Origin of the sequence: Spongisporangium articulatum, from assembly GCF_044465595.1 — a bacterium.
GTDB lineage: Bacteria > Actinomycetota > Actinomycetes > Actinomycetales > Kineosporiaceae > Spongisporangium > Spongisporangium articulatum.
The window spans coordinates 209,867-233,070 of the sequence record NZ_JBITLV010000007.1 but is presented as its reverse complement, the minus strand read 5'-3'; the positions used below and the strand labels follow the sequence as shown (position 1 = coordinate 233,070).

Below are 23,204 nucleotides of genomic sequence, written 5' to 3'. Positions count from 1 at the left end.
CATGCGTTTGTGCATGATCAACGCGGAGGTCATGCGTTTGTGCTCCGTCGGCGCTGACGCGCCTCCTCCCGAGTCAACGGGGGAGGGCGGGTCAGTTGGGGGCGATCGGGGCGCGGGGGAGGTCGACGGCGGGCAGGGCCGCGAAGGCGTCGAGCAGCCCGATCTCCCGGCGCAGCAGCGCCAGCTCGGCCCGCAGCCGTTCGGCGGTCGAGCCGGCCTCCAGCAGCTGCTGGCGTTCCCTCAGGTCGAGGGCGGCCGCGGCGGCCACCAGGTAGGAGAGCACGCGCGGGTCGGTCGGCACGCCCGACTGCTCGACGCGGAGCCGTTCGCGGTAGGCCGCGAACCGCAGCCCGACCAGCTCGGCCAGGTAGGTCACCTCGTCCTCACCGTCGGGTTCGTCGAGGTACTCGACCTGCGCCGTCAGGTACGACGTCCCGGCGTCGGGCAGCAGCTGGACCAGCCGGAACCGGTCCTGGCCGACGGCCACGATGTCGTACCGGCCGTCGTCGTAAGACGTGACCTCCTGCACCAGCGCGGTGCAGCCGACCCGGAACAACTCGGGGAACCGGGACCGGGCCGGGAGCGCCGGCGTCCCGGCATCCGGCAGTTCCGTGCCCTGCAGGGTGGCCGGTTCGACCGAGCGGGCGGCGATCACGCCGAACAGTCGCTGGTCCTCGGGCTTGTCCTGCAGGTCGGCGACCAGTTCGCGGTAGCGGGGTTCGAAGATGTGCAGCGGCAGCACCAGCCCCGGCACGAGCACCGTGCCGAGCGGGAACAGGGGCAGGTGCGCGGGCATGGGGCCAGGCTATGGCACGGGTAAACTCGCGGTCGTGATCCGCCGTCTCGACCTCCGCGACGCCCAGCGTGGCCCGTCCGGCCGCCTCGACTCCCGGTCCCTGCGCAACGCCGTCCCCCGGGCTTCGATCGGGGTCGAGCAGGCCCTGGAAGCGGTCCGTCCGATCTGCGAGCAGGTCCGCGTCGACGGGCTGAACGCCCTGATCGACCTGACCGAACGGTTCGACGGCGTCCGGCTGGAGCACGTCCGGGTCCCGCACGCGGCGCTGGGCCGTGCGCTGGAATCCCTCGACGCCGAGGTCACGGCCGCGCTGCAGGAGTCGATCGCCCGCGCCCGCCGCGTGCACGCGGCCCAGCGCCGGAGCGACCACACCACCCAGGTCGTGCCCGGCGGCACCGTGACCGAACGCTGGGTGCCGGTCGGCCGGGTCGGGCTCTACGTGCCCGGTGGCCTGGCCGTCTACCCGAGCAGCGTGGTGATGAACGTCGTCCCGGCGCAGGAGGCGGGCGTCGAGTCCATCGCCGTGACGAGCCCGGCGCAGAAGGACAACCCGCCCGGTTTCGAGGGCCTTCCGCACCCGACGATCCTCGCCGCCTGCGCCCTGCTCGGCGTCGACGAGGTCTACGCCGTGGGCGGCGCGCAGGCGGTCGCCATGTTCGCCTACGGGGCGCGCGACGCGGACGACGAGCTGTGGGCGTGCGAGCCGGTGGACGTCGTCACGGGGCCCGGCAACGTCTACGTCGCCGCGGCGAAGCGGCTGCTCCAGGGCCTGATCGGCATCGACTCCGAGGCCGGGCCGACCGAGATCGCGATCCTGGCCGACGACACGGCCGACCCGGTGCACGTGGCCGCCGACCTGATCAGCCAGGCCGAGCACGACCCGCTGGCCGCCTCGGTCCTGGTCACCGACTCCGAGGCGCTCGCCGACGCGGTCGACGCCGAGCTGGCCCGCCAGGTCGCGGCCACCAAGCACGTCGAACGGGTCACCACCGCGCTGTCGGGCCCGCAGTCCGCGACGGTGCTGGTCACCGACGTCGAGGACGGGCTGGCCGTCGTCGACGCCTACGCCGCCGAACACCTGGAGATCCAGACCGCCGACGCCGACGCCGTCGCCGCTCGCGTACGCAACGCGGGCGCCGTCTTCGTCGGGGCCTGGTCGCCGGTCAGCCTGGGCGACTACTGCGCGGGCTCGAACCACGTGCTGCCCACGGGTGGTTGCGCCATCCACTCCAGCGGCCTGAGCGTCCAGTCGTTCCTGCGCGGCATCCACGTCGTGAACTACGACCGGGCCGCACTGCAGGAGGTCGCCCACCACGTGCTGGCCCTGTCGGCCGCGGAAGACCTGCCGGCCCACGGCCAGGCGGTCTCGGCCCGGTTCCGGGACCAGCGGGACTAGCCGTATGGCCGGCAGAGAGCGGTACGCGCTGCTGCTGCGCGGGGTGAACGTCGGCGGCGTCAAGCTGTCGATGAAGGACTTCCGCGCCGCGTTGGAGACCGACGGCCTGGACGACGTCGCCACCTACCTGCAGTCCGGCCAGGCCGTCGTCACCGCGAGCGGGACGCCCGCCGCCCTGCAGAAGCGCGTCGAGAAACTGATCAAGAGCGAGTTCGGGCTCGACATCCGGGTCCTCGCCCAGACCCACGCCCAGCTGGAGGCCGTGGTCGCCGACTGCCCGTACCCGAGGCCGGAGGCGGAGCCGACCAAGCACGTCGTCTGGTGGCTGATCGACGCCCTCGACGCGGCGGGTCGCAAACGCCTGGCCGAGTTCGACCAGGCCCAGTTCGCCCCCGACGAGTTCGCGCTCGTCGACGACCGCATCTACCTGCGCCTGCCCGACGGGCAAGGCCGCTCCAAGCTCCTGCCCCCGTTGCAGCGCGCCCTGAAGGTCCCGGCCACGGCGCGGAACTGGAACACCGTGGTCAAGCTCGTGGAGATGACGGCCCCGTAGCTCCCGGCCCGTAGAATCGCGGGGTGTCGAGCACTGTGAGCGAGCGGGACGACGTGCTGTCGCGCCTGCCGATTCGGGACGATCTGCGCGGAAAGGTCCCGTACGGGGCGCCGCAGCTGGACGTCGCCGTGCGGCTGAACACCAACGAGAACAGCTACGACGTGCCGGACGAGGTGATCGCGGCGGTCGTCGAGGCCGTCCGCCGTGAGGCCAAGCACCTGAACCGCTACCCCGACCGCGAGTTCACCGGCCTGCGCGAGGACCTGGCCGCGTACCTCGGTCACGACCTGACCGCCGACCAGCTGTGGGCGGGCAACGGCTCGAACGAGGTCCTGCAGCACGTCCTCCAGGCGTTCGGCGGTCCGGGCCGCACGGCGCTGGGGTTCACGCCGTCGTACTCGATGCACCCGATCATCAGCACCGGGATCGGCACCGCGTGGGTCGACGGGCTGCGCGGCACCGACGCCGACGTCTTCGACCTCGGCCTGGACCTGACGGTCGAGCAGATCGAGAAGCACCGCCCCGACGTGACCTTCCTCTGCTCGCCGAACAACCCGACCGGGACGGCGCTCGACCTGGACGTCGTCCGCGCGGCCTACGAGGCGACCGACGGTGTGCTGGTGGTCGACGAGGCGTACGCGGAGTTCGCGCGCCCGGGCACGCCCAGCGCGCTCACCCTGCTGCCGGGCCGGGAGCGGCTGATCGTGACCCGGACGATGAGCAAGGCCTTCGCGCTGGCCGGCGGGCGGCTCGGCTACCTGGCCGCCGACCCGGCCGTGACCGACGCGCTGCGCCTGGTGCGTCTGCCGTACCACCTGTCCTCGGTCACGCAGGCGGTGGCCCGCGCCGCGTTGTGGCACGCCGACGTCCTCCTGGCCACCGTGGAGGCGATCAAGGAGCAGCGCGACCGGATCGTCACCGACGTTGCGGCGCTCGGGCTGCCGCCCGCGCCCAGCGACGCCAACTTCGTGCTGTTCGGCGGGCTCCCCGACGCGGAGGCGACCTGGCGCTCGCTGCTGAGCCGCGGCGTCCTGGTGCGCGACGTCGGCATCCCGAACCACCTGCGCGTCACCGCCGGCACCGAGGCCGAGACGACGAAGTTCCTGGACGCGCTGGCCGACAGCCTGCTCGACTGAAACCCCCTGAAGGAGAACGAGAAACGATGACCTCGGCCAACCGGACCGCACGCATCGAGCGCACGACGAAGGAGTCCAGCGTCGTCGTCGAGCTCGACCTCGACGGCACGGGCCAGTCGCAGATCTCCACCGGGGTCGGCTTCTACGACCACATGCTCACGTCGCTGTCGAAACACTCGCTGATCGACCTGGCCGTCACGGCGACGGGCGACCTGCACATCGACGCCCACCACACCGTGGAGGACGTGGCGATCGTGCTCGGTGAGGCGTTGCGCCAGGCGCTCGGCGACAAGGCCGGGGTGCGCCGGTTCGGTGATGCCGTGGTCCCGCTCGACGAGGCGCTGGTGCAGGCCGTGGTCGACGTCAGCGGCCGCCCGTACTGCGTGCACGAGGGGGAGCCCGCCGGGCAGGAGCAGGTGCTGATCGGCGGCCAGTACATCGGCAGCCTGACCCGGCACGTGTTCGAGACCATCGCGTTCCACGCCGCGATCGCCCTGCACATCCGCGTGCTCGGCGGCCGCGACCCGCACCACATCGTGGAGACGCAGTTCAAGGCGTTCGCCCGGGCCCTGCGGGCCGCGATCGAGCCCGACCCGCGCGTGTCCGGCGTCCCGAGCACCAAGGGCTCGCTGTAGAGCCGTTCGTACAGCGGGTCAGATCGTGGGCAGCCGGGTCTCCAGGTCGTCCAGCGTGACGTCGCAGTAGGCGGCGGCCAGGGACAGCGAGATCGCGGCCAGCGGCGAGTCGCCGGAGGCCATCGCCGGCGGCAGCGTGCCCGGCTCGCGGACCAGCAGCAGGCCGGCGATCGCGTACCGGACGGCGGCCGCCAGGTCGGCGAACGTGACCCCGTGCTTGGGGGTCAGCCCGTAGGCCGTCATGTTCTTCTCGAGGATGACCGTCCACAGTTCGCGGCTGAGTTCGTCCACCCTCAGGGCGTGGGTGAGCACCGACGGGTGGCCGGGGATGGCCGCCTGGATCCACTGCTGCAGGCGGAGCACCGGGTCCTCCGCGGCGGCCTGGAAGAGGGCGTCGGTGGCCAGTCGGACGTACTTCGCGTAGGGCAGGTCCGGGTCGGTGACCAGGACCGCCTCGCGCACGGTGGCGATGCGGCGTTCCTGCGGGCCGGGCCGGAACAGGTAGGCGATCAGGTCCTCGGTGTAGGCGGCCTGGTGCCCCCAGGTCTCCTTCCAGCGCACCACGGACAGGACGGAGGCCCGGTCGGGGTCGGCGACCTTCAACTGGGCCGTGTTGGCCAGGTTCTCGGGGGTCAGCGTGCTGCTGAGCTTCACGCCGTCGCCCTGGGCGGAGGTGCCCTGCTGCAACTGGTGCTCGTGCAGGATCAGCAGCCCGAGGTTGAGGAACTCGCGGGTCTGCCAGCTGTTCGCCCACGCGGCGCGGGTCGCGGGGAGTCGGTTGACCCGCACGTGGCGCAGCACGGCGGAGAGGTCGTCGTCCTGGTCTCCGAGCCGGGCCGCCCACATCTGCGCCGCATCGGGCACACTGTCCCTTTCGGCCTGACCTGTTCCTGACACGACGCCCCTCCGTGATCGTCCGTCATGGTCCGTCTTCGGTCCGTGAGCACCGAATGGGTGCTCCTGTCCAGAGCACCCCACAGTAGTTGCGCGGCGCCGCGATTCCGGCGCGTAGACGGGGCCGTTCACACTTCCGGGGCCCCGGCGGGCATGGCCGAGGGTTGTGGTCGCGTGACGGGGGGCGCGACCACAACCCTTGCGGCGCCTGTGCGTGGGCGCGGAAAGCGCTGGCGGGCGGGGCGCCGCAGCCCGGGGGACGACGTCCGCCCGGTCGGCGTGGGGGCGGTCGGTGCCGCTGGGGCCGCGTGATGCACATCACATCAACTCGGCACGGTCCCGGGTTTCAGACGCCGACCGCGCTTCCGCTCAGCCCGACCATCAACCGGGTGCCGGCCGGCAGTCGGCCGGACCGGTCCTGCTCGGCCAGGTACTCCAGCAGGACGGTCTGCAGTTCCCGGGCGGCCCCCGGCAGGGGCACGTCGCGGCGGTGCGCGACGCCGATCGTGCGGGCCAGGCCGGGGGCGGCGAACTGCGTGACCCGGTGGGACGCGCGGCCCTCGGCGACCGTGCTCGGCAGCACCGCCCAGCCGAGGCCGGCGGCGACCATGCTCAGCACGGCGTCCATCTCGCCCCCCTCGACCACCAGGGTCGGCTCGAAACCCTCGGCGCGGCAGGCGTCCATGGTCACCTCGCGCAGGTCGTAGCCGGGCCGGAACATCACGAGCGGCCGGCCTTCCAGTTCCGAGACCGCGATCGGGCGGCCGTCCCGCGTGGGGGCCGGCTCCTGCGTCGAGGAGACGACCACGAGCTCCTCGCGGAGCAGGGGAGCGGTCTGCAGGGTCGGGTCGGCCCGCCGCAACGGCAGGACGACGAGGGCCAGGTCGAGCTCGCCGGTCGCCGCCTTCGCGACCAGATTCTGGGAACCGCTCTCCTCGATCATCAGGTGGATGCCGGGGTAGCGGACCCGGAACTCGCGGGCGACGTCCGGCAGCAGCCCCGTGAGCAGGCTCGGGGGTGCGCCCAGGCGCACCCGGCCCCGGCGCAGTTCGACCAGCTCGTGGACCTCCTGGCGGGCCATCTCGACATCGGCCACGATGCGCTGGGCGATGGGCAGCAGCGCCTCCCCGGCCGGAGTGAGGCCGATGTTGCCCCGGGTGCGCTCGATCAGCTCGGTGCCCAGCGAGCGTTCGAGGGCCTTGATCTGCTGCGACAGCGACGGCTGGGCGATCCGCAGCTCCTGCGCGGCCCGGGTGAAGTGCCGGGTCCGGGCGACGGCGACGAAGTACTGGAGCTGGTGGAGCTGCATGAGGAGCAGCGTACTGCAGGTATAGGCGACACCTATCGTGATGAGCGGTTACTTCTCTTGGACCTACCGAGGCGCGGTGCCCTAGCGTGCGGGCTGTGGCTGTGACAGCGAAGACCGCCCCTGCGAGCAAGCGGGCGACGTCCCTGAGCACCCTGCACCGATCGGCCGTCGGCAAGAAGATGATCATGGCCGTCACCGGCCTGCTCATGCTCGCCTTCGTGATCGTGCACATGCTGGGGAACCTCAAGTTCTACGAGGGACAGGAAGGGTTCGACCACTACGCGGCCTGGCTGCGGACCATCGGTGAGCCGCTGCTGCTGCACGGCATGTACCTGTGGATCCAGCGGGCCGTGCTGCTGGTCGCCCTGGTCGCGCACGTCTGGTCGGCGGCCTCGCTGACCAAGCAGGACGTGCAGGCCCGCCCGGTCGGCTACACCGCCCGGCGCAAGGGCGGCTACGCCGCCAGCACCATGCGCTGGGGCGGCGTGATCCTGCTGCTCTTCGTGATCTACCACCTGCTCGACCTGTCGGCCGCGAAGCTGAACCCGGCCCCGGCCGGAGCGGACGTCTACGAGCGGATGACCGCCGACTTCAGCACCTGGTACGTGACGCTCGCCTACACCGTGGCGATGCTCGCGCTCTGCCTGCACATCGCACACGGCCTGTGGAGCGCGGCGACGACGCTCGGCGTCGGCCCGGCCACCACGGCGTCGTACCGCACGGTCGCGGTGACGGTCGCGGTGCTGATCACCGTCGGCTTCCTGGTGGTGCCGTTCTCGGTCGCCTTCGGACTAGTGGACTGAGAGGGACAGACGACATGAGCACCCTTCCCGCAGACGACCTCTGGTCGGTCGGCGAGCCCGTCAAGGACACCAAGGCACCCGAGGGCCCGATCGAGGAGCGCTGGGACAAGCGCCGTTTCGCGGCCAAGCTGGTGAACCCGGCCAACCGCCGCAAGCACAAGATCATCGTGGTCGGCACCGGCCTGGCCGGCGGGTCGGCCGGCGCGACGCTGGCCGAGCAGGGCTACCACGTCGTCCAGTTCTGTTTCCAGGACAGCCCGCGGCGCGCGCACTCGATCGCCGCGCAGGGCGGGATCAACGCCGCGAAGAACTACCGCAACGACGGCGACTCGATCTACCGGCTCTTCTACGACACGGTTAAGGGCGGCGACTTCCGCGGCCGCGAGTCGAACATCTACCGCCTGGCCCAGACCAGCGTGGAGATCATCGACCAGTGCGTCGCGCAGGGCGTGCCGTTCGCGCGGGAGTACGGCGGCCTGCTCGACACCCGCTCGTTCGGGGGCGTCCAGGTGCAGCGCACGTTCTACGCGCGCGGCCAGACGGGCCAGCAGCTGCTGATCGGGGCCTACCAGGCGCTGTCCCGCCAGATCGCGGCCGGCAACGTCGAGATGCACGCCCGGCACGAGATGCTCGACCTGATCGTGATCGACGGGCGGGCCCGTGGCATCGTGGCCCGCAACCTGGTCACCGGTGAGCTGAGCACCCACCTCGGTGACGCCGTCGTCCTGGCCACCGGCGGGTACGGCAACGTCTTCTACCTGTCGACCAACGCCAAGGGGTCGAACACCTCGGCGATCTGGCGGGCCCACCGCCGCGGCGCCTACTTCGGCAACCCCTGCTACACCCAGATCCACCCGACCTGCATCCCGCGCAGCGGCGACCACCAGTCGAAGCTCACGCTGATGAGCGAGTCGCTGCGCAACGACGGCCGCATCTGGGTGCCCAAGAAGCACGGCGACACCCGCCCGGCCGCCGAGATCCCCGAGGCCGAGCGCGACTACTACCTGGAGCGCATCTACCCGGCGTTCGGCAACCTGGTGCCTCGCGACATCGCGTCCCGGGCCGCCAAGAACGTCTGCGACGAGGGCCGCGGCGTCGGCCCCGGCGGGCAGGGCGTCTACCTCGACTTCGCCGACGCGATCAAGCGGATGGGCGAGGAGGCCGTGCGGGCCAAGTACGGGAACCTCTTCGACATGTACGCCCGGATCACCGACGAGGACCCGTACAAGCAGCCCATGCGGATCTACCCCGCCGTGCACTACACGATGGGTGGCCTGTGGGTGGACTACGACCTGCAGACGACGATCCCGGGGCTGTTCGCGATCGGTGAGGCCAACTTCTCCGACCACGGCGCCAACCGGCTGGGCGCGAGTGCGCTGATGCAGGGCCTGGCCGACGGCTACTTCGTGCTGCCGCCCACGCTGAACAACTACATCGCCTCGAACAAGCTGGCCCCGGTCGCCACCGACGCGCCCGAGGTCGCCGAGGTCGAGACCGGGGTCAAGGCCCGCATCGACCGGCTGCTGTCGATCAACGGCGACCGCACGGTCGACTCGTTCCACCGCGAGCTCGGCCAGATCATGTGGGACTACTGCGGCATGGCCCGCAACGACGCCGGCCTGCGCAAGGCCATCAGCGCGATCCGTGAGCTGCGCAAGGAGTTCTGGGCCCGGGTGAAGATCCCGGGCACCGGCGTCGAGCTGAACCAGTCGCTGGAGCGGGCCAACCGGGTCGCCGACTTCCTGGAGCTCGGCGAGCTGATGTGCATCGACGCGCTGATGCGCAGGGAGTCGTGCGGCGGTCACTTCCGCGAGGAGAGCCAGACCGAGGACGGCGAGGCGGCCCGCGACGACGAGAACTTCTCGTTCGCCGCGGCGTGGGAGTACGGCGGCCCCGAGGCGCCGATCCTGCCCGAGGGCAGCGACCCGGCGGAGCCCGTGAAACCGGTTCTGCACCAGGAAGAACTGATCTTCGACTACGTCCACCCGGCCCAGCGCAGCTACGCCTGAGGAGCAGTACCCACTCATGAAGCTCAAGCTCAAGATCTGGCGTCAGAAGGACGCGGCCGACAAGGGCGGCATCGTCGACTACGAGCTGGACGAGGTCTCCGAGGACATGTCGTTCCTCGAGATGCTCGACACGCTCAACGAGAAGCTGACGCTCGACGGTCAGGACCCGGTGGCCTTCGACCACGACTGCCGCGAGGGCATCTGCGGCTCCTGCGGTGTCGTGATCAACGGTGAGGCGCACGGCCCGGTCCAGACCACCACCTGCCAGTTGCAGATGCGCAGCTTCAAGGACGGTGACGAGATCGTCATCGAGCCGTGGCGCTCGCGGGCCTTCCCGGTGATCAAGGACCTGGTCGTCGACCGCTCCTCGTTCGACCGCATCATCGGCGCCGGTGGCTTCATCACCGCCCCGACCGGCGTCGCCCCCGAGGCCCACGCCACCCCGGTGCCCAAGGCCGACGCGGACGAGGCGTTCAACAACGCCACGTGCATCGGGTGCGGCGCCTGCGTGGCGTCCTGTCCGAACGGTGCGGCGATGCTGTTCACCAGCGCCAAGGTCACACACCTGAACCTGCTCCCGCAGGGCGGCCCGGAGCGCGAGTCCCGCGTGATCAACATGGTCGGGCAGATGGACGCCGAGGGCTTCGGTGGCTGCACCAACACCGGCAACTGCACGCTGGCCTGCCCGAAGGAGATCCCCTTCACGAGCATCGCCAACCTGAACAAGGAGTACCGCCGGGCCCTGTCCAAGGGCTGACCCTCGGTTCGTGATCATGCAGAAACGTCCGCCCGGCGGGCTGCGGTCGGATCGGCCGCGGACCGCGGCGGACGTTTCTGCATGATCACGAACTATGGTGGGGGTATGTCCTCGCAGCCCGACGTCGTCGTGCTCGACTACGGGTCGGGCAACGTGCGCTCGGCCGTGCGGGCCCTCGAACGGGCCGGCGCGGCGGTCACGCTGACCGCCGACCCGCGGGTCGCCACCGAGGCCGACGGGCTCGTCGTCCCCGGGGTCGGCGCGTTCTCCGCGGTGGCCGACGGTCTGCGCGCGGTCCACGGGGACCGCATCATCGAACGTCGGCTGGCCGGCGGCCGCCCGGTACTCGGCATCTGTGTGGGGCTCCAGGTCCTCTTCGACCGGTCGGTCGAGTTCGAGGGTGAGGTCCGCGGGCTGGGCGAGTGGCCCGGCACCGTCGAGAAGCTGAAGGCCGACGTCGTCCCGCACATGGGCTGGAACACGGTCGACGTGCCGGCCGGGTCGACCCTCTTCGCCGGCGTCGAGGACGAGCGGTTCTACTTCGTCCACTCCTACGGCGTGCAGACGTGGCAGCTGCCCGGCCCCGGCGAGGAGGACAGCCCGCTGCGGGCGCCGCTGGTCACCTGGACGACGCACGGCGTCCCGTTCGTCGCCGCGGTCGAGAACGGCGCCCTGTGCGCCACCCAGTTCCACCCCGAGAAGTCGGGTGAGGCGGGGCTCCGCCTCCTGCACAACTGGCTCGCCGCCCTCTGAGCCCTCGAGGTCTAGGGTCTTTGCGTGGCCCGCTACCTCGACGTCCACCCGGACAATCCCCAGCCCCGCGCCATCGCGCAGACCGTCGACCTGATCAAGGACGGCGGCCTGGTCGCCTACCCGACCGACTCCTGCTACGCGCTGGGCTGCCGGCTCGCCAACCGCGAGGGGCTACGCCGGATCCGGGAGATCCGCCGGCTCGACGACAAGCACCACTTCACGCTGGTGTGCAGCGATTTCGCGCAGCTCGGCCAGTTCGTCATCGTCAGCAACGCGGTGTTCCGGGCGATCAAGGCCTCCACGCCGGGCAGCTACACGTTCATCCTGCCCGCGACCAAGGAGGTCCCGAAGCAGCTGCTGCACCCGAAGAAGAACACGGTCGGCGTGCGCATCCCCGACCACACGGTCACGCAGGCCCTGATCGCCGCGCTCGGTGAGCCGCTGCTGTCCTCCACCCTGCTGCTGCCCGGCCACGAGGAGCCGCTGACCCAGGGGTGGGAGATCAAGGAGGAGCTCGACAACCAGGTCGACGCCGTCCTCGACTCCGGCGACTGCGGGGTCGAGCCGACGACGGTGGTGGACCTGTCCGGTGACGAGCCCGTCGTGGTCCGGGTCGGGGCCGGGGACCCGTCCCGCTTCGAGTGAGCGATACCTTGGCGCCCGTGACCGAAGGATCCGCACCGAAGCTCGAACTGCTGCCCGCCGTCGACGTCGCCGACGGCCAGGCCGTCCGCCTGGTCCAGGGTGAGGCCGGCAGCGAGACCTCCTACGGCGACCCGCTCGAGGCCGCCCAGGCCTGGCAGTCGGCCGGCGCCGAATGGATCCACCTCGTCGACCTCGACGCCGCCTTCGGCCGCGGTTCCAACGCGGAACTGCTGGCCAAGGTCGTGGCCGCGATGGACGTGAAGGTCGAGATGAGCGGGGGCATCCGGGACGACGAGAGCCTCCGCCGGGCGATGGCCACCGGCTGCGCCCGGGTCAACCTGGGCACCGCGGCGCTGGAGAACCCGGACTGGACCCGCGCCGCGATCGCCGAGTACGGCGACCGGGTGGCCGTCGGCCTGGACGTGCGCGGGACGACGCTGGCCGGGCGCGGCTGGACGCGCGAGGGCGGCGACCTGTGGGAGACCCTGGAGCGCCTCGACGCCGACGGCTGCGCCCGCTACGTGCTCACCGACGTCACCAAGGACGGCACGCTGCGCGGCCCCAACCTCGACCTGCTGCGCGAGTTCTGCTCGAAGACCGACCGGCCGGTCGTCGCCTCCGGCGGCGTCTCCAGCCTCGACGACCTGCGCGCCCTGCGCTCGCTCGTGGAGCTGGGCGTCGAGGGTGCGATCGTCGGGAAGGCGCTCTACGCAGGCGCTTTCACGCTCACCGAGGCCCTGGATGTCGCGGGCCGGTAAGGCGCCGGGGGAGAACCTCGCCGACTCGGCCGGCGTCCCGTGGTCGGGGCGCACCCTCACCGCGCAGCCGTTCCCGGGGGACGACGGCAGCTGCGACCCGGGCCTGGGCGCCGCGCTCGCGGGCGGTTCCCTCGAGGAGGTCGTCCGCGCCTGGGCCCCGACCCGCGCGCTGGTCCCGATCGTCGCCGTCCTCGGCGAGGGGGAGGAGGCCACGGCCAGCGAGGGCGACAAGAGCGCCGACATGGCGCTCGTGACGATCACCGGCGCGGACGGCGTCCGCTCGCTGCCGGTCTTCACCTCCGTCGCGGCGCTGGCCGCCTGGAACCCCGGCGCCCGCCCGGTGCCCGTCGAGGCCGCCCGCGCCGCCCAGGCCGCCGTGCTCGAGGAGTGCGGGCAGATCGTGGTCGACGCCGCCGGGCCGCAGCTGCGGATCCTGCCCCGCCCGTGCGTGTGGGCCGTCGCCCAGGGCCGGGACTGGGTGCCGCCGGCCGCCGACCCCGAGGTGCTGACGGGAGTGGCGAACCTGGCCCGCGCCGTCCCCGACCTGGTGGCCCACCGGGTCGAGCCCGACGGCGAGACCGGGCTGCTCGTCGTCCTCGGGCTGCCGGCCGGGCTGGACGCCGACGCGGTCCAACGCGTCGTGCAGCGGCTGTCCGAGCTGCTGGCCGCCGACCCCGTCGTCGCCGAACGCGCCGGCTCGATCCGGCTCAGCCTGCGCACCGCCTGACACAAGATCACCGATCCGGCCGGGATCGGCCGAGCGGAACTCGCCGGACCCCGGCACTCGTGCCGATCATGCCGGGCGACGCCGGCCGAAAACGGCTCGAGCTCTGTCGGTCGGGACGGTCATGATGGAGGCCATGTCCGGCTCCACCCCGTCGACGACGACGCCCGAAACGCACGTCTACCGCCAGATCCTGGCGATCCCGAGCGTCCGGCGCCTCCTGGTCTTCTCGCTGTTCGCGCGGATGCCGCACGCGGCCAGCGGCATCGTCCTGACCCTGTTCGTGGTGCTGGGGCTCGACCGCGGGTACGGCGCGGCGGGCGCCGTCGGGGCCTTGTGGACGGTCGGGGTGGCGCTCGGTTCGCCGTGGCGGGGGCGGCTGCTCGACCGGATCGGGTTGCGCCGCACCGTGCTGCCCTCGCTCGTCGTGGAGGGCTTCGTCTGGGCCGCCATCCCGTTCCTGGACTACGCATGGCTGCTGCCGGTGGCCCTGGTCGGCGGCCTTTTCCAGGTCCCGACCTTCACCGTCGTCCGGCAGGCCCTCGGCGCCCAACTGCCCCGCCGGCTGCACACCGGCGGGTTCACGGTCGACTCGCTGGCCACCGAGGTCAGCTTCATGATCGCCCCGGCCGCCGCCGTCGTCCTGGCCACGGCCTGGTCGGTCCGCGGTTCGCTCGTGGTCGTGGGGGTGCTGACGGTCGTCTCGGGCGTGGGGCTGCTCGTGCTCAACCCACCCCTGACCTCGGCCCCCGACCCGGTCGAGGCCGTCGTGCGCGACCGGGGGCGCCTGCGCCAGGTCTTCGCGCCCGGCATGGTCACCGTCCTGCTGGCGTCCGTGGCCGCGCTGATCGTGCTGTCCGGCACCGAGGTGGCCATCGTCGCGCACCTCCGGGAGGAGTCCGGCGACGCCCGGATGAGCTGGCTGGTCTTCGTCGTCTGGTCGCTCACCTCCATCGTCGGCGGCCTCGTCCTGGGGGCGCTGCGCCGTCCGGTTCCGCTGTACGTGCTGCTGCTGGCTCTCGGCCTGGCCACGGCGCCCGTCGGACTGGTGCCCGGGCTCTGGTGGCTGGTCCTGGCCATGGCCCCGGCCGGGTTCTTCTGTGCGCCGACGCTGAGCGCCGCCACCTCGGAGGTGAACCGCCTCGCGCCCGAGTCGGTGCGCGGGGAGGCCATGGGCTGGTACGGGACGGCGGCGACGGTGGGCGTGGCTGTCGGGGCGCCCCTGGCGGGGTTCGTGATCGACCGGGCCGGGGCCTGGTCCGGTTTCGCCCTGATCGGCACGCTGGGCGCGCTCGTCGCCGGAGTGGGCCTGGTGCTGATATCGTGGGGGGACGACCGACCGGGTCCGACAGGGTCCGGTGCGCAAAGTGGAGTCTCTCCCACCCGTCGCCGGGCTGCATCAGTCTGACGGCGTCCGGGTCCGGTCCGTGCTTCACCGGTAGGCGTCCCGCCGCCCGGTCGAAGCCGCGTTCCGCCGTCCGCGGCGTGTTCGCCGGTCCGTTGTCAGAGGCTCCCGTGCGCCTGCGCGCGGGAGCCTTCCTGCGTTGCGGCGGCCACGGACACGAACGGATGGGAGCACCACATCAGCGAGCCCCGGATCAACGACCGTATCCGCGTCCCTGAGGTGCGGCTGGTCGGCCCCAACGGGGAGCAGGTCGGCATCGTGCGGGTCGAGGACGCCCTGCGTCTGGCGCAGGAGGCCGATCTCGACCTCGTCGAGGTCGCCCCCCAGGCGAGGCCCCCGGTCTGCAAGCTCATGGACTTCGGGAAGTTCAAGTACGAGTCGGCGATGAAGGCACGCGAGGCGCGCAAGAACCAGGCGCACACCGTGCTGAAGGAGATCCGTCTCCGCCTGAAGATCGACCCGCACGACTACGGCACGAAGAAGGGCCACGTCGAGCGGTTCCTCAAGGCGGGGGACAAGGTCAAGGTCATGATCATGTTCCGCGGTCGCGAGCAGTCGCGCCCGGAGATGGGTTATCGGCTGCTGCAGCGGATGGCTGCCGATGTCGCCGAGCTCGGCTACATCGAGAGCAACCCGAAGCAGGACGGCCGCAACATGGTCATGGTCATCGGTCCGCACAAGAAGAAGGCCGAGACCAAGGCCGAGCCGCGCGCCTCCCGTCGCCGCCGCGACGAGGACGACGTGTCGATCGACCTGAGCGAGTTCGACGGGTCCGCCGTGACCGACGCGCCCGCGCCCGCCGTCCCGGCGACGCCCGAGCCCGTCGCCCAGGCGGCGGAGCCCGAGCCGGCACCGGACCCCGTGGTCGAACCGACCCCGGCGCCCGTCGCCGAGGCTCCGGCCCCGGCTCCGGCCCGGCCGGCCGCCCCGCGGCCCCCGACCCCGGGCAGCGCCCGACCGGGCCCCCGCCCGGGGGCGGCCACCGCCAAGGCCCCCGCCGCGGCACCGGCCCCCGCACCGGCGAAGGCGCCGGCGGCGAAGGCCCCCGCCAAGGCTCCGGCGGCCAAGGCCCCCGCGGCCAAGGCTCCGGCGGCCAAGGCGCCCGCGGCCAAGGCCCCGGCCCCGAAGCCGGCCCCGCCGAAGCCGGCGGCTCCGCGACCGCCCGCCAAGACGGCGGCCGCGAAGACCGCCAAGAAGGTCGCCGACGCCTGAGGTCCGCCTCCGGCCGGTGACACCACCGACGACCGCGGTCCCAACCGCGGTGACAGACCCGCGCCACCCGGCGTGGCCGAACAGGAGAACGAACGTGCCCAAGATGAAGACGCACAGCGGTGCGAAGAAGCGGTTCAAGGTGAGCGGCAGCGGCAAGCTGATCCGCGAGCAGGCCAACCGCCGGCACCTCTTCGAGGGCAAGCCGACGACGCGTACCCGTCGCCTCGCCGCCAACGAGGTCGTCGACCCCGCGAACGCGCCCGCCGTCAACCGCCTGCTCGGTCGTCGCTGACCGGCGCGAGCCAGTAAAGGAGAACTCACGTGGCACGCGTGAAGCGGGCGGTCAACGCCCAGAAGAAGCGTCGCGAGGTCCTCGAGCGGGCCAGCGGTTACCGCGGCCAGCGCTCGCGGCTCTACCGCAAGGCCAAGGAGCAGGTCACCCACTCGCTGGTCTACGCCTACCGTGACCGTCGGGCCCGCAAGGGCGACTTCCGTCGTCTGTGGATCCAGCGGATCAACGCGGCGGCCCGCGCCAACGGCATGACCTACAACCGGTTCATCCAGGGTCTGAAGGCCGCCGAGGTCGAGGTCGACCGCCGCATGCTCGCCGAACTCGCGGTCAACGACCCCGCGGCGTTCGCGGTGCTGGTCACCACCGCCCGGGAGGCCCTGCCGGCCACCGGGACGACGACCGCGGCCTGACCTGAACCACACAGGCCACCAGCAGGTGCTCAGCGGGGAAACCCTCGCCAACCCCCGGTCCGACCGGGTGAAGGCGGTGGCCCGGCTCTCGGGGCGGCCGGCGCGACTACGCGCCGGCCGCTTCCTCGTGGAGGGACCCCAGTCGGTCCGGGAGGCTCTGCGCTTCCGGGCGGCGGACGTCGTCCAGCTGTACGTCACCGAGGCGGCCGCGCAGCGGTACGCCGAGATCGTCGCGGCCGCGCTGGCCGCCGACGTCCCCGTCACCCCCGTCACGGAGGCCGTGCTGGCCGCGATGGCGGGGGACGACGCGACCGTCAACCCGCAGGGGCTGCTGGCCGTGTGCGGCCTGGTCGACGTCCCGCTCGACGAGGTACTGGCCGCCCGCCCGAGGCTCGTGGCCGTGCTGGCCCAGGTGCGCGACCCCGGCAACGCCGGGACGGTCATCCGGGCCGCGGACGCCGCCGGCGCCGACGCCGTGCTGCTCACCGACGCCAGCGTCGACGTCCACAACCCCAAGTGCGTGCGGTCGACGGCCGGCAGCCTGTTCCACCTGCCCGTCGTGACCGGCGTGCCGCTGCCCGACGCGGTCGCGGCGCTGAAGGCGGCCGACCTCGCCGTGCTCGCGGCCGACGGGGCGGGCCGGACCGATCTGGACGACCTGCTCGACGAAGCCGAGACCGCCCGGACGACGGGCGCCCCCGCGCTGCTGCGCGGTCCGGTCGCGTGGGTGTTCGGCAACGAGGCGTGGGGCCTGCCCCCGGCGGACCGCGCCCTGGCCGACCAGGTCGTCCGGGTCCCTGTGCACGGCCACGCGGAGAGCCTCAACCTGGGCACCGCCGCCACGGTGTGCCTGTACGCCTCGGCGCGCGCCCACCGGTAATCATCGACGAGGCGATCTCGGCTGGACATAGCGCCCGAAATCGCCTCGTCGACGATCGCCCGGCGGCCCGGTGAAGATCGCCGCTCAAGGTTCAGGGGCTGCGTGCCGATGCATGCTCCGTGAGCATCAGTCCTGTGTCCGGCGGCAGCGGTGACTACTACGCCCAGCTGCTCAGCAACGCCTCGGCCTCGTCGCAGGTCTCCGGCTCGTCGAACGACACCACCAGCGACTGGTGGGCCAGCCTGTCCGGCAGCTCGTCGGCGTCCGACTCCCTCGACTCCCTCGCGGCGTCCACGGGCCTGTCGACGCAGGAGTTCCAGGCGCTCAGCCCGATGGAGTCCGCCAACTACCTGAACCAGCAGGCGATGCTCAGCGCCTTCGGCAGCGGCGACGACGACTCCGGCGGCGGGCTCGACAGCCTCTACTCCGGGATCGCCGACAAGTACGCCAGCCTGCTGCCCAACGGCCAGGCCAAGAGCACCACCACCGGCACCTCGGGCGTCGACCTCTCCTTCTGAGCGTCGCGGAAACCCTGGCGAACGGAACCCGCGCGATCTGAAACAATCGCGCGGTGACCGGAAAGAGCACCGACTACGACCCGGTCGAGGTGGCGACGCTCTCCGAGGCGTCGCTCGCCGAGGCCGTGCGCCAGGCGCTGGCCGCCTTCACCGAGGCTCGCGACCTGGACGAGCTGAAGCAGGCCCGCCTCGACCACACCGGCGGCAAGAGCGCCATCTCGCTGGCCAGCCGCGAGATCGCCGCGCTGCCGCCCGCGGCCAAGGCCGACGCCGGCAAGCGTCTCGGTGCGGCCCGCGGCGAGATCCAGGCCGCCCTGACCACCCGCCAGGCGGAACTGGAGTCCGAACGCGACGCGCGCATGCTCGTCGAGGAGGCCGTCGACGTCACCCTGCCCGCGGAGCGCCGCCCGCTCGGCGCCCGGCACCCGCTCGAGACGCTGATGGAACGCGTCGGCGACGTGTTCCTCGCGATGGGCTGGGAGATCGCGGAGGGGCCCGAGCTCGAGGCCGAGTGGTTCAACTTCGACGCCCTGAACTTCGGGCCCGACCACCCGGCCCGCCAGATGCAGGACACGTTCTTCGTCGACCCACCCGACAGCGGTCTCGTGCTGCGCACCCACACGTCACCCGTGCAGGCCCGTAGCCTGCTCGAGCGCGACCTGCCGGTCTACGTGATCTGCCCGGGCAAGGTGTTCCGCACCGACGAACTCGACGCCACGCACACGCCCGTCTTCCACCAGGTCGAGGGTCTGGCGGTCGACAAGGGCCTGACGATGGCCCACCTGAAGGGCACCCTCGACCACTTCGTGGAGACGATGTTCGGCGCCGGCAGCGTCACGCGTCTGCGCCCGTCGTTCTTCCCCTTCACCGAACCCAGTGCCGAGCTGGATCTGCGCTGCTTCGTGTGCTCCGGCAAGGACCCGGACTGCCGCACCTGCAAGGGCACCGGCTGGATCGAGTGGGGCGGCTGCGGGATGGTCCACCCGAACGTGCTGCGCGCCTGTGGCGTCGACCCGGACGTCTACACCGGGTTCGCGTTCGGCGTCGGTGTCGAGCGCGCCCTGATGTTCCGCAACGACGTGGAGGACATGCACGACATGGTCGAGGGCGACGTGCGGTTCAGCCGCCGGTTCGGGGTGGAGGCCTGATGCGCGCGCCGCTGAACTGGCTCGGCGAGTACGTCGAGCTGCCCGAGGGGGTCACCGGCGAGCAGGTGGCCGCCGCCCTGGTGAAGGTCGGCCTCGAGGAGGAGGGGCTGCACGGCGGGGACGTCGTCGGCCCGGTCGTCGTCGGTCGCGTCGTGAGCTTCACGCCGGAGCCGCAGAAGAACGGCAAGACGATCCGCTGGTGTCAGGTGGACGTCGGGTCGTACAACCCGGACGACGGGCAGCCGCGGGGGATCGTCTGCGGGGCGGGCAACTTCGTCGAGGGTGACCTGGTCCTGGTGGCGCTGCCCGGGGCGGTGCTGCCGGGCGGGTTCGCGATCGCCGCGCGCAAGACGTACGGGCACGTCTCGGACGGGATGATCTGCTCGGCCCGCGAGCTCGGCTTGGGTGACGACCACTCGGGCATCATCCGGCTGGTCGAGTGGGAGTTCGGTGACGTCGAACCCGGCACCGACGCGCTCACGCTGCTCGGTCTCGACGAGCAGACCGTCGAGGTGAACGTGACGCCCGACCGCGGGTACGCGTTCAGCCTGCGCGGCATCGCCCGCGAGTACTCGCACTCCACCGGCGCCGCCTTCACCGACCCCGCGCTGCTGGACACGCCGGCCCCGACGGACGACGGGCCGGCCGTGAGGCTGGCCGACGACGCGCCGATCAACGGTCACGCCGGCTGCGACCGCTACGTGGCGCGGGTCGTGCGGGGCGTCGACGCGGCCGCCACCTCGCCGCGCTGGATGCAGAAGCGGTTGGAACAGGCGGGGATGCGACCCATCTCGCTGGCCGTCGACGTCACCAACTACGTGATGCTCGCGCTCGGCCAGCCGTTGCACGCCTTCGACCTGAGCAAGCTCGTGGCGCCGGTCGTGGTGCGCCGCGCCCGCGCCGGTGAGCGGCTGACCACCCTGGACGACGTCGAGCGCACCCTGCACGCCGAGGACCTGCTGATCACCGACAGCCCGTCCGGCGACGGCAGCCGCGTCCTGGCCCTGGCGGGAGTCATGGGCGGGGCCAGTTCCGAGGTCGGCACCACCACGACGGACCTGCTCATCGAGTCGGCCCACTTCGACCCGATCACCGTCGCGCGCACCGCCCGCCGGCACAAGCTCTCCACCGAGGCCAGCCGCCGCTACGAGCGGGGCGTCGACCTCGACCTGGCCGCCGCCGCCGCGGAGCTCGCGGTCCGCCTGCTGGTCGAGCACGGCGGAGGTACCCCGGCCGCGGTGACCGACGTCGACGAACGCGAGCCCGTCCCGCCGATCGAGATGCCCTGGGACCTGCCCAACCGCATCGTCGGCGCGCAGTGGACCGAGGCGCAGGTCGTCGAGACGCTGCGCGAGATCGGCTGCACCGTCGAGCCAGCAGTAGGTGGAGGCGGGACGCTGAGGGTGACCGCGCCGACCTGGCGCCCCGACCTGCGGATCGGCGTCGACCTGGTCGAGGAGGTCGCCCGGCTGCGCGACTACGCCCAGATCGGCTCGGTCCTGCCCGTCGCCCCGCCCGGACGAGGCCTGACCCACGGGCAGCGCGTGCGTCGCACCGTGGCCCGGGCGCTGGCCGACCACGGCCTGGTCGAGGTGCTCAGCTACCCGTTCGTGTCCGGCGCGACGCACGACGCGCTCGGTCTGCCCGCCGGCGACCCGCGACGAGCCGCCATCCGGCTGGCCAACCCGCTGTCCGACGAGCTGCCCCTGATGCGCACGGAGCTGCTGTCCACCCTGCTGGAGACGTTGCGCCGCAACGTGTCCCGCGGGCTCACCGACATCGGGCTGTACGAGATCGGGCTCGTCACCCGGCCGGCGCCGGACAGCACGCCGCACGCGCCCCAGGGCCCGGTCGGGGTGCGCCCTTCGGACGCCGACCTGGACGCCATCCGGGCCGCCGTCCCGCCGCAGCCCCGCCGGGTGGCCATCGTGCTCACCGGACAGCGGGACCTGCCCGGATGGACGGGTCCCGGCCGGGCCGCCGACTGGACCGACGCGCTCGAGGCCGCCCTCCTGGTGGCCCGGACGGTGGGGGTGGAGCCGACGGTGGTCGGCGACGCCGACCACATGCCGTGGCATCCGGGGCGCTGCGCGCGCCTGGAGATCGACGGGCAGCTGTTCGGCCACGCGGGAGAGCTGCACCCGAAGGTCTGCGCGGCGCTCGACCTGCCCGCCCGCACGGTGGCGGCCGAGGTCGACGTGGACGTGCTGACCGCGGCGTCGGGGCGGATCGTCAAGGCCCGTCCCATCTCCACCTTCCCGCTGGCCAAGGAGGACGTGGCCGTGGTGGTCGACGCCGTCGTGCCGGCCGGCGACGTCGAGGCCGCGCTGAGCACCGGGGCGGGCGACCTGCTGGAGTCGATCCGGCTGTTCGACAGCTACACGGGCCCGCAGGTCGGTGAGGGCAAGAAGTCGCTGGCCTTCGCGCTGCGGTTCCGGGCCCCCGACCGCACGCTGACCGCGCAGGAGACCGCGGCGGCCCGCGACGCGGCCGTGGCCGAGGCGACCCGGGCGACGGGCGCCGTCCTGCGTTCGTAGGCGGTTCGTAGCGGGTTCACGCCCGCCACACAGGCCACACCGTTCCCACACGGTTAGCGAGGTGGGACACTGGGTATCGATGCGGGAGGCGGTCTCATGCTGAGCCGTGAATACTCATGCAGAAGGGTGTATAGTCTTTCGTCATGGGAATCACGGCAGCCGTCGCTGGGGCATCCGGCTACGCGGGCGGTGAGCTGCTGCGCCTGCTGCTGGCCCACCCCGACTTCGAGATCGGCACGCTGAGCGCGGGCGGGAACGCCGGCTCGACGTTGGGTGAGCACCAGCCGCACCTGCTGCCCCTGGCCGACCGGGTGCTGGCCGAGACCACCCCGCAGACCCTGCGCGGCCACGACGTCGTCTTCCTGGCCCTGCCGCACGGCGCCTCCGCCGCCCTCGCCGCCGAGCTCGGCCCCGACACGGTCGTCATCGACTGCGGCGCCGACCACCGACTGTCCGACGCGCAGGCCTGGGCCGAGTTCTACGGCGGTGAGCACGCGGGCACCTGGGCCTACGGCCTGCCCGAGCTCACGCATGCGGACGGCACCAAGCAGCGGGCCCAGCTGGCCGGGGCCACGCGGATCGCCGTCCCCGGCTGCTATCCGACCGCGGCGACCCTGGCGCTCGCCCCCGGCTTCGCCGCGGGCGTGCTCGAGGCGGACGACGTCGTCGTGGTCGCCGCCAGCGGGACGTCGGGCGCGGGCAAGGCCGTGAAGCCCCACCTGCTCGGGTCCGAGGTGATGGGCTCCATGAGCCCCTACGGCGTGGGCGGCATCCACCGGCACACCCCGGAGATGGAACAGTGCCTGGGCGTCGCCGCGGGGCAGGGCGTGACGGTGAGCTTCACCCCGACCCTGGCGCCGATGGCTCGGGGCATCCTCGCCACCGCGACCGCCCGGCTGGCCCCGTCGCTCCAGGCACAGCTGGCCGACGACCCGCAGGCCGTGGAGTCGGCCGTCCGGGACGCCTGGGGCCGGGCCTACGACGGCGAGACGTTCGTCCACCTGCTCCCCGAGGGCCGTTGGCCGCGCACCGCGGACACGCTGGGCGCCAACACCGCCCTGGTCCAGGTGGCCCTCGACCGTCGCGTCGGTCGCGTCGTCGCGATCAGCGCCATCGACAACCTGACGAAGGGCACGGCGGGAGGGGCCGTGCAGTCCGCCAATCTGGCCCTCGGCCTGCCCGAGGGCCTCGGCCTGCCGGTCGCCGGCCTGGCCCCCTGACGCACGAAAGGTCTTCTGCGTGCACCTCATCCAGTACCGCCAGGCCATGACCGTGGTCCGGCTCGGCGCCGACGCCCCCGAGCCCACGTGGGCCGTCGGCGGCCCCCTGGTCAGCGTCTCCCGCACGGATGACGAGCTGAGCGTGATCTGCCCGACGAGCAGCCTGCCGGAGCCCGTACCGGGCCCGGTCGAGGGGCCGTTCTCGGTGGTGCGGGTCGCCGGGCAGCTCGAGATCTCACAGATCGGCAGCCTGTTGCGCCTGCTGAAACCCATGGCCGACGCCGGGATCCCGGTGCTGTCGGTCTCGACGTTCGACACCGACTGGATCCTCGTGCCCGCCGCCAAGACCACCAACGCCGTCTCGGTGTGGCGGCACGCCGGCTACGAGATCACCGAGGACGCGGAGTAGCGCAA

At 72.4% G+C, this 23,204-nt stretch carries 23 protein-coding genes and 1 pseudogene; 21 read left to right on the top strand and 3 right to left on the bottom strand.

The window, feature by feature from the left end; all coding sequences use genetic code 11:
• Positions 1 to 91: 91 nt before the first annotated feature.
• Positions 92 to 796 carry an LON peptidase substrate-binding domain-containing protein gene (locus tag ACIB24_RS20235; RefSeq protein WP_398283991.1) on the bottom strand — a complete coding sequence of 235 codons (705 nt, stop codon included), beginning with the start codon at positions 794 to 796 and terminating at the stop codon, positions 92 to 94.
• 34 nt (positions 797 to 830) lie between these two features.
• Here ACIB24_RS20235 and hisD point away from each other — a divergent pair, with 34 nt between their 5' ends.
• The 4 genes from hisD to hisB are packed head-to-tail and all read left to right on the top strand — an operon-like array spanning position 831 to position 4,516.
• Entirely contained in the window at positions 831 to 2,192 is a 1,362-nt protein-coding gene (gene hisD, locus ACIB24_RS20230) for a histidinol dehydrogenase (RefSeq protein WP_398283990.1), read from the top strand.
• 4 nt (positions 2,193 to 2,196) lie between these two features.
• Positions 2,197 to 2,745, top strand: a complete 549-nt coding sequence (locus ACIB24_RS20225; RefSeq protein WP_398283989.1) for a DUF1697 domain-containing protein — start codon at positions 2,197 to 2,199, stop codon at positions 2,743 to 2,745.
• A gap of 23 nt (positions 2,746 to 2,768) precedes the next feature.
• Complete coding sequence (locus ACIB24_RS20220) at positions 2,769 to 3,881, top strand: histidinol-phosphate transaminase (protein ID WP_398283988.1); 1,113 nt, start codon at positions 2,769 to 2,771, stop codon at positions 3,879 to 3,881.
• A 26-nt stretch (positions 3,882 to 3,907) separates the two neighbouring features.
• Positions 3,908 to 4,516 (top strand): imidazoleglycerol-phosphate dehydratase HisB, encoded by a 609-nt coding sequence (gene hisB, locus ACIB24_RS20215; RefSeq protein ID WP_398283987.1) that lies wholly within the window; start codon positions 3,908 to 3,910, stop codon positions 4,514 to 4,516.
• A gap of 18 nt (positions 4,517 to 4,534) precedes the next feature.
• Here the strand turns inward: hisB and ACIB24_RS20210 are convergent, their stop codons facing one another.
• Entirely contained in the window at positions 4,535 to 5,380 is an 846-nt protein-coding gene (locus tag ACIB24_RS20210) for a hypothetical protein (RefSeq protein WP_398283986.1), read from the bottom strand.
• Positions 5,381 to 5,756: 376 nt separating this feature from the next.
• Positions 5,757 to 6,719 (bottom strand): LysR family transcriptional regulator, encoded by a 963-nt coding sequence (locus tag ACIB24_RS20205; protein WP_398283985.1) that lies wholly within the window; start codon positions 6,717 to 6,719, stop codon positions 5,757 to 5,759.
• A gap of 101 nt (positions 6,720 to 6,820) precedes the next feature.
• Between ACIB24_RS20205 and ACIB24_RS20200 the strand changes: the two genes are divergently transcribed.
• From ACIB24_RS20200 to ACIB24_RS20120, 17 genes and pseudogenes are all read left to right on the top strand, one after another.
• The gene (locus ACIB24_RS20200) at positions 6,821 to 7,522 is read left to right on the top strand and encodes a succinate dehydrogenase cytochrome b subunit (RefSeq protein ID WP_398284128.1); all 702 of its coding nucleotides are present in this window, start codon (positions 6,821 to 6,823) and stop codon (positions 7,520 to 7,522) included.
• Between the two features lie 14 nt (positions 7,523 to 7,536).
• Positions 7,537 to 9,531: a fumarate reductase/succinate dehydrogenase flavoprotein subunit gene (locus tag ACIB24_RS20195; RefSeq protein WP_398283984.1), complete on the top strand. Its 1,995-nt coding sequence runs from the start codon at positions 7,537 to 7,539 to the stop codon at positions 9,529 to 9,531.
• Between the two features lie 16 nt (positions 9,532 to 9,547).
• Positions 9,548 to 10,288 (top strand): succinate dehydrogenase/fumarate reductase iron-sulfur subunit, encoded by a 741-nt coding sequence (locus tag ACIB24_RS20190; RefSeq protein ID WP_398283983.1) that lies wholly within the window; start codon positions 9,548 to 9,550, stop codon positions 10,286 to 10,288.
• A 105-nt stretch (positions 10,289 to 10,393) separates the two neighbouring features.
• Positions 10,394 to 11,041 (top strand): imidazole glycerol phosphate synthase subunit HisH, encoded by a 648-nt coding sequence (hisH, locus tag ACIB24_RS20185; RefSeq protein ID WP_398283982.1) that lies wholly within the window; start codon positions 10,394 to 10,396, stop codon positions 11,039 to 11,041.
• 24 nt (positions 11,042 to 11,065) lie between these two features.
• Positions 11,066 to 11,686, top strand: coding sequence for an L-threonylcarbamoyladenylate synthase (locus ACIB24_RS20180; protein ID WP_398283981.1), 621 nt, complete (start codon positions 11,066 to 11,068; stop codon positions 11,684 to 11,686).
• A 17-nt stretch (positions 11,687 to 11,703) separates the two neighbouring features.
• On the top strand, positions 11,704 to 12,444 hold the full coding sequence (gene priA, locus ACIB24_RS20175; RefSeq protein ID WP_398283980.1) for a bifunctional 1-(5-phosphoribosyl)-5-((5-phosphoribosylamino)methylideneamino)imidazole-4-carboxamide isomerase/phosphoribosylanthranilate isomerase PriA: 741 nt from the start codon (positions 11,704 to 11,706) through the stop codon (positions 12,442 to 12,444).
• Positions 12,428 to 13,171 carry an SseB family protein gene (locus ACIB24_RS20170; RefSeq protein WP_398283979.1) on the top strand — a complete coding sequence of 248 codons (744 nt, stop codon included), beginning with the start codon at positions 12,428 to 12,430 and terminating at the stop codon, positions 13,169 to 13,171. The genes priA and ACIB24_RS20170 overlap by 17 nt, the downstream gene beginning before the upstream one ends.
• Before the next feature lie 133 nt (positions 13,172 to 13,304).
• The gene (locus tag ACIB24_RS20165) at positions 13,305 to 14,576 is read left to right on the top strand and encodes an MFS transporter (protein ID WP_398283978.1); all 1,272 of its coding nucleotides are present in this window, start codon (positions 13,305 to 13,307) and stop codon (positions 14,574 to 14,576) included.
• Positions 14,577 to 14,750: 174 nt separating this feature from the next.
• Positions 14,751 to 15,285: pseudogene (gene infC, locus ACIB24_RS20160) on the top strand (translation initiation factor IF-3); the annotation flags it as partial.
• A 594-nt stretch (positions 15,286 to 15,879) separates the two neighbouring features.
• Complete coding sequence (rpmI, locus tag ACIB24_RS20155) at positions 15,880 to 16,077, top strand: 50S ribosomal protein L35 (protein WP_398283977.1); 198 nt, start codon at positions 15,880 to 15,882, stop codon at positions 16,075 to 16,077.
• Positions 16,078 to 16,106: 29 nt separating this feature from the next.
• The gene (rplT, locus tag ACIB24_RS20150; protein ID WP_398283976.1) at positions 16,107 to 16,487 is read left to right on the top strand and encodes a 50S ribosomal protein L20; all 381 of its coding nucleotides are present in this window, start codon (positions 16,107 to 16,109) and stop codon (positions 16,485 to 16,487) included.
• 25 nt (positions 16,488 to 16,512) lie between these two features.
• A complete protein-coding gene (locus tag ACIB24_RS20145) occupies positions 16,513 to 17,367 on the top strand; it encodes a TrmH family RNA methyltransferase (RefSeq protein ID WP_398283975.1) in 855 nt (284 codons plus the stop codon).
• Between the two features lie 119 nt (positions 17,368 to 17,486).
• Positions 17,487 to 17,885: a hypothetical protein gene (locus ACIB24_RS20140; protein ID WP_398283974.1), complete on the top strand. Its 399-nt coding sequence runs from the start codon at positions 17,487 to 17,489 to the stop codon at positions 17,883 to 17,885.
• A 53-nt stretch (positions 17,886 to 17,938) separates the two neighbouring features.
• A complete protein-coding gene (gene pheS / locus ACIB24_RS20135) occupies positions 17,939 to 19,033 on the top strand; it encodes a phenylalanine--tRNA ligase subunit alpha (protein WP_398283973.1) in 1,095 nt (364 codons plus the stop codon).
• Entirely contained in the window at positions 19,033 to 21,570 is a 2,538-nt protein-coding gene (gene pheT, locus ACIB24_RS20130) for a phenylalanine--tRNA ligase subunit beta (protein ID WP_398283972.1), read from the top strand. Before pheS ends, pheT begins: the two co-directional genes overlap by 1 nt.
• Positions 21,571 to 21,713: 143 nt before the next feature.
• On the top strand, positions 21,714 to 22,790 hold the full coding sequence (argC, locus tag ACIB24_RS20125) for an N-acetyl-gamma-glutamyl-phosphate reductase (protein ID WP_398283971.1): 1,077 nt from the start codon (positions 21,714 to 21,716) through the stop codon (positions 22,788 to 22,790).
• A 19-nt stretch (positions 22,791 to 22,809) separates the two neighbouring features.
• The gene (locus tag ACIB24_RS20120; RefSeq protein WP_398283970.1) at positions 22,810 to 23,199 is read left to right on the top strand and encodes an ACT domain-containing protein; all 390 of its coding nucleotides are present in this window, start codon (positions 22,810 to 22,812) and stop codon (positions 23,197 to 23,199) included.
• Positions 23,200 to 23,204: the final 5 nt, after the last annotated feature.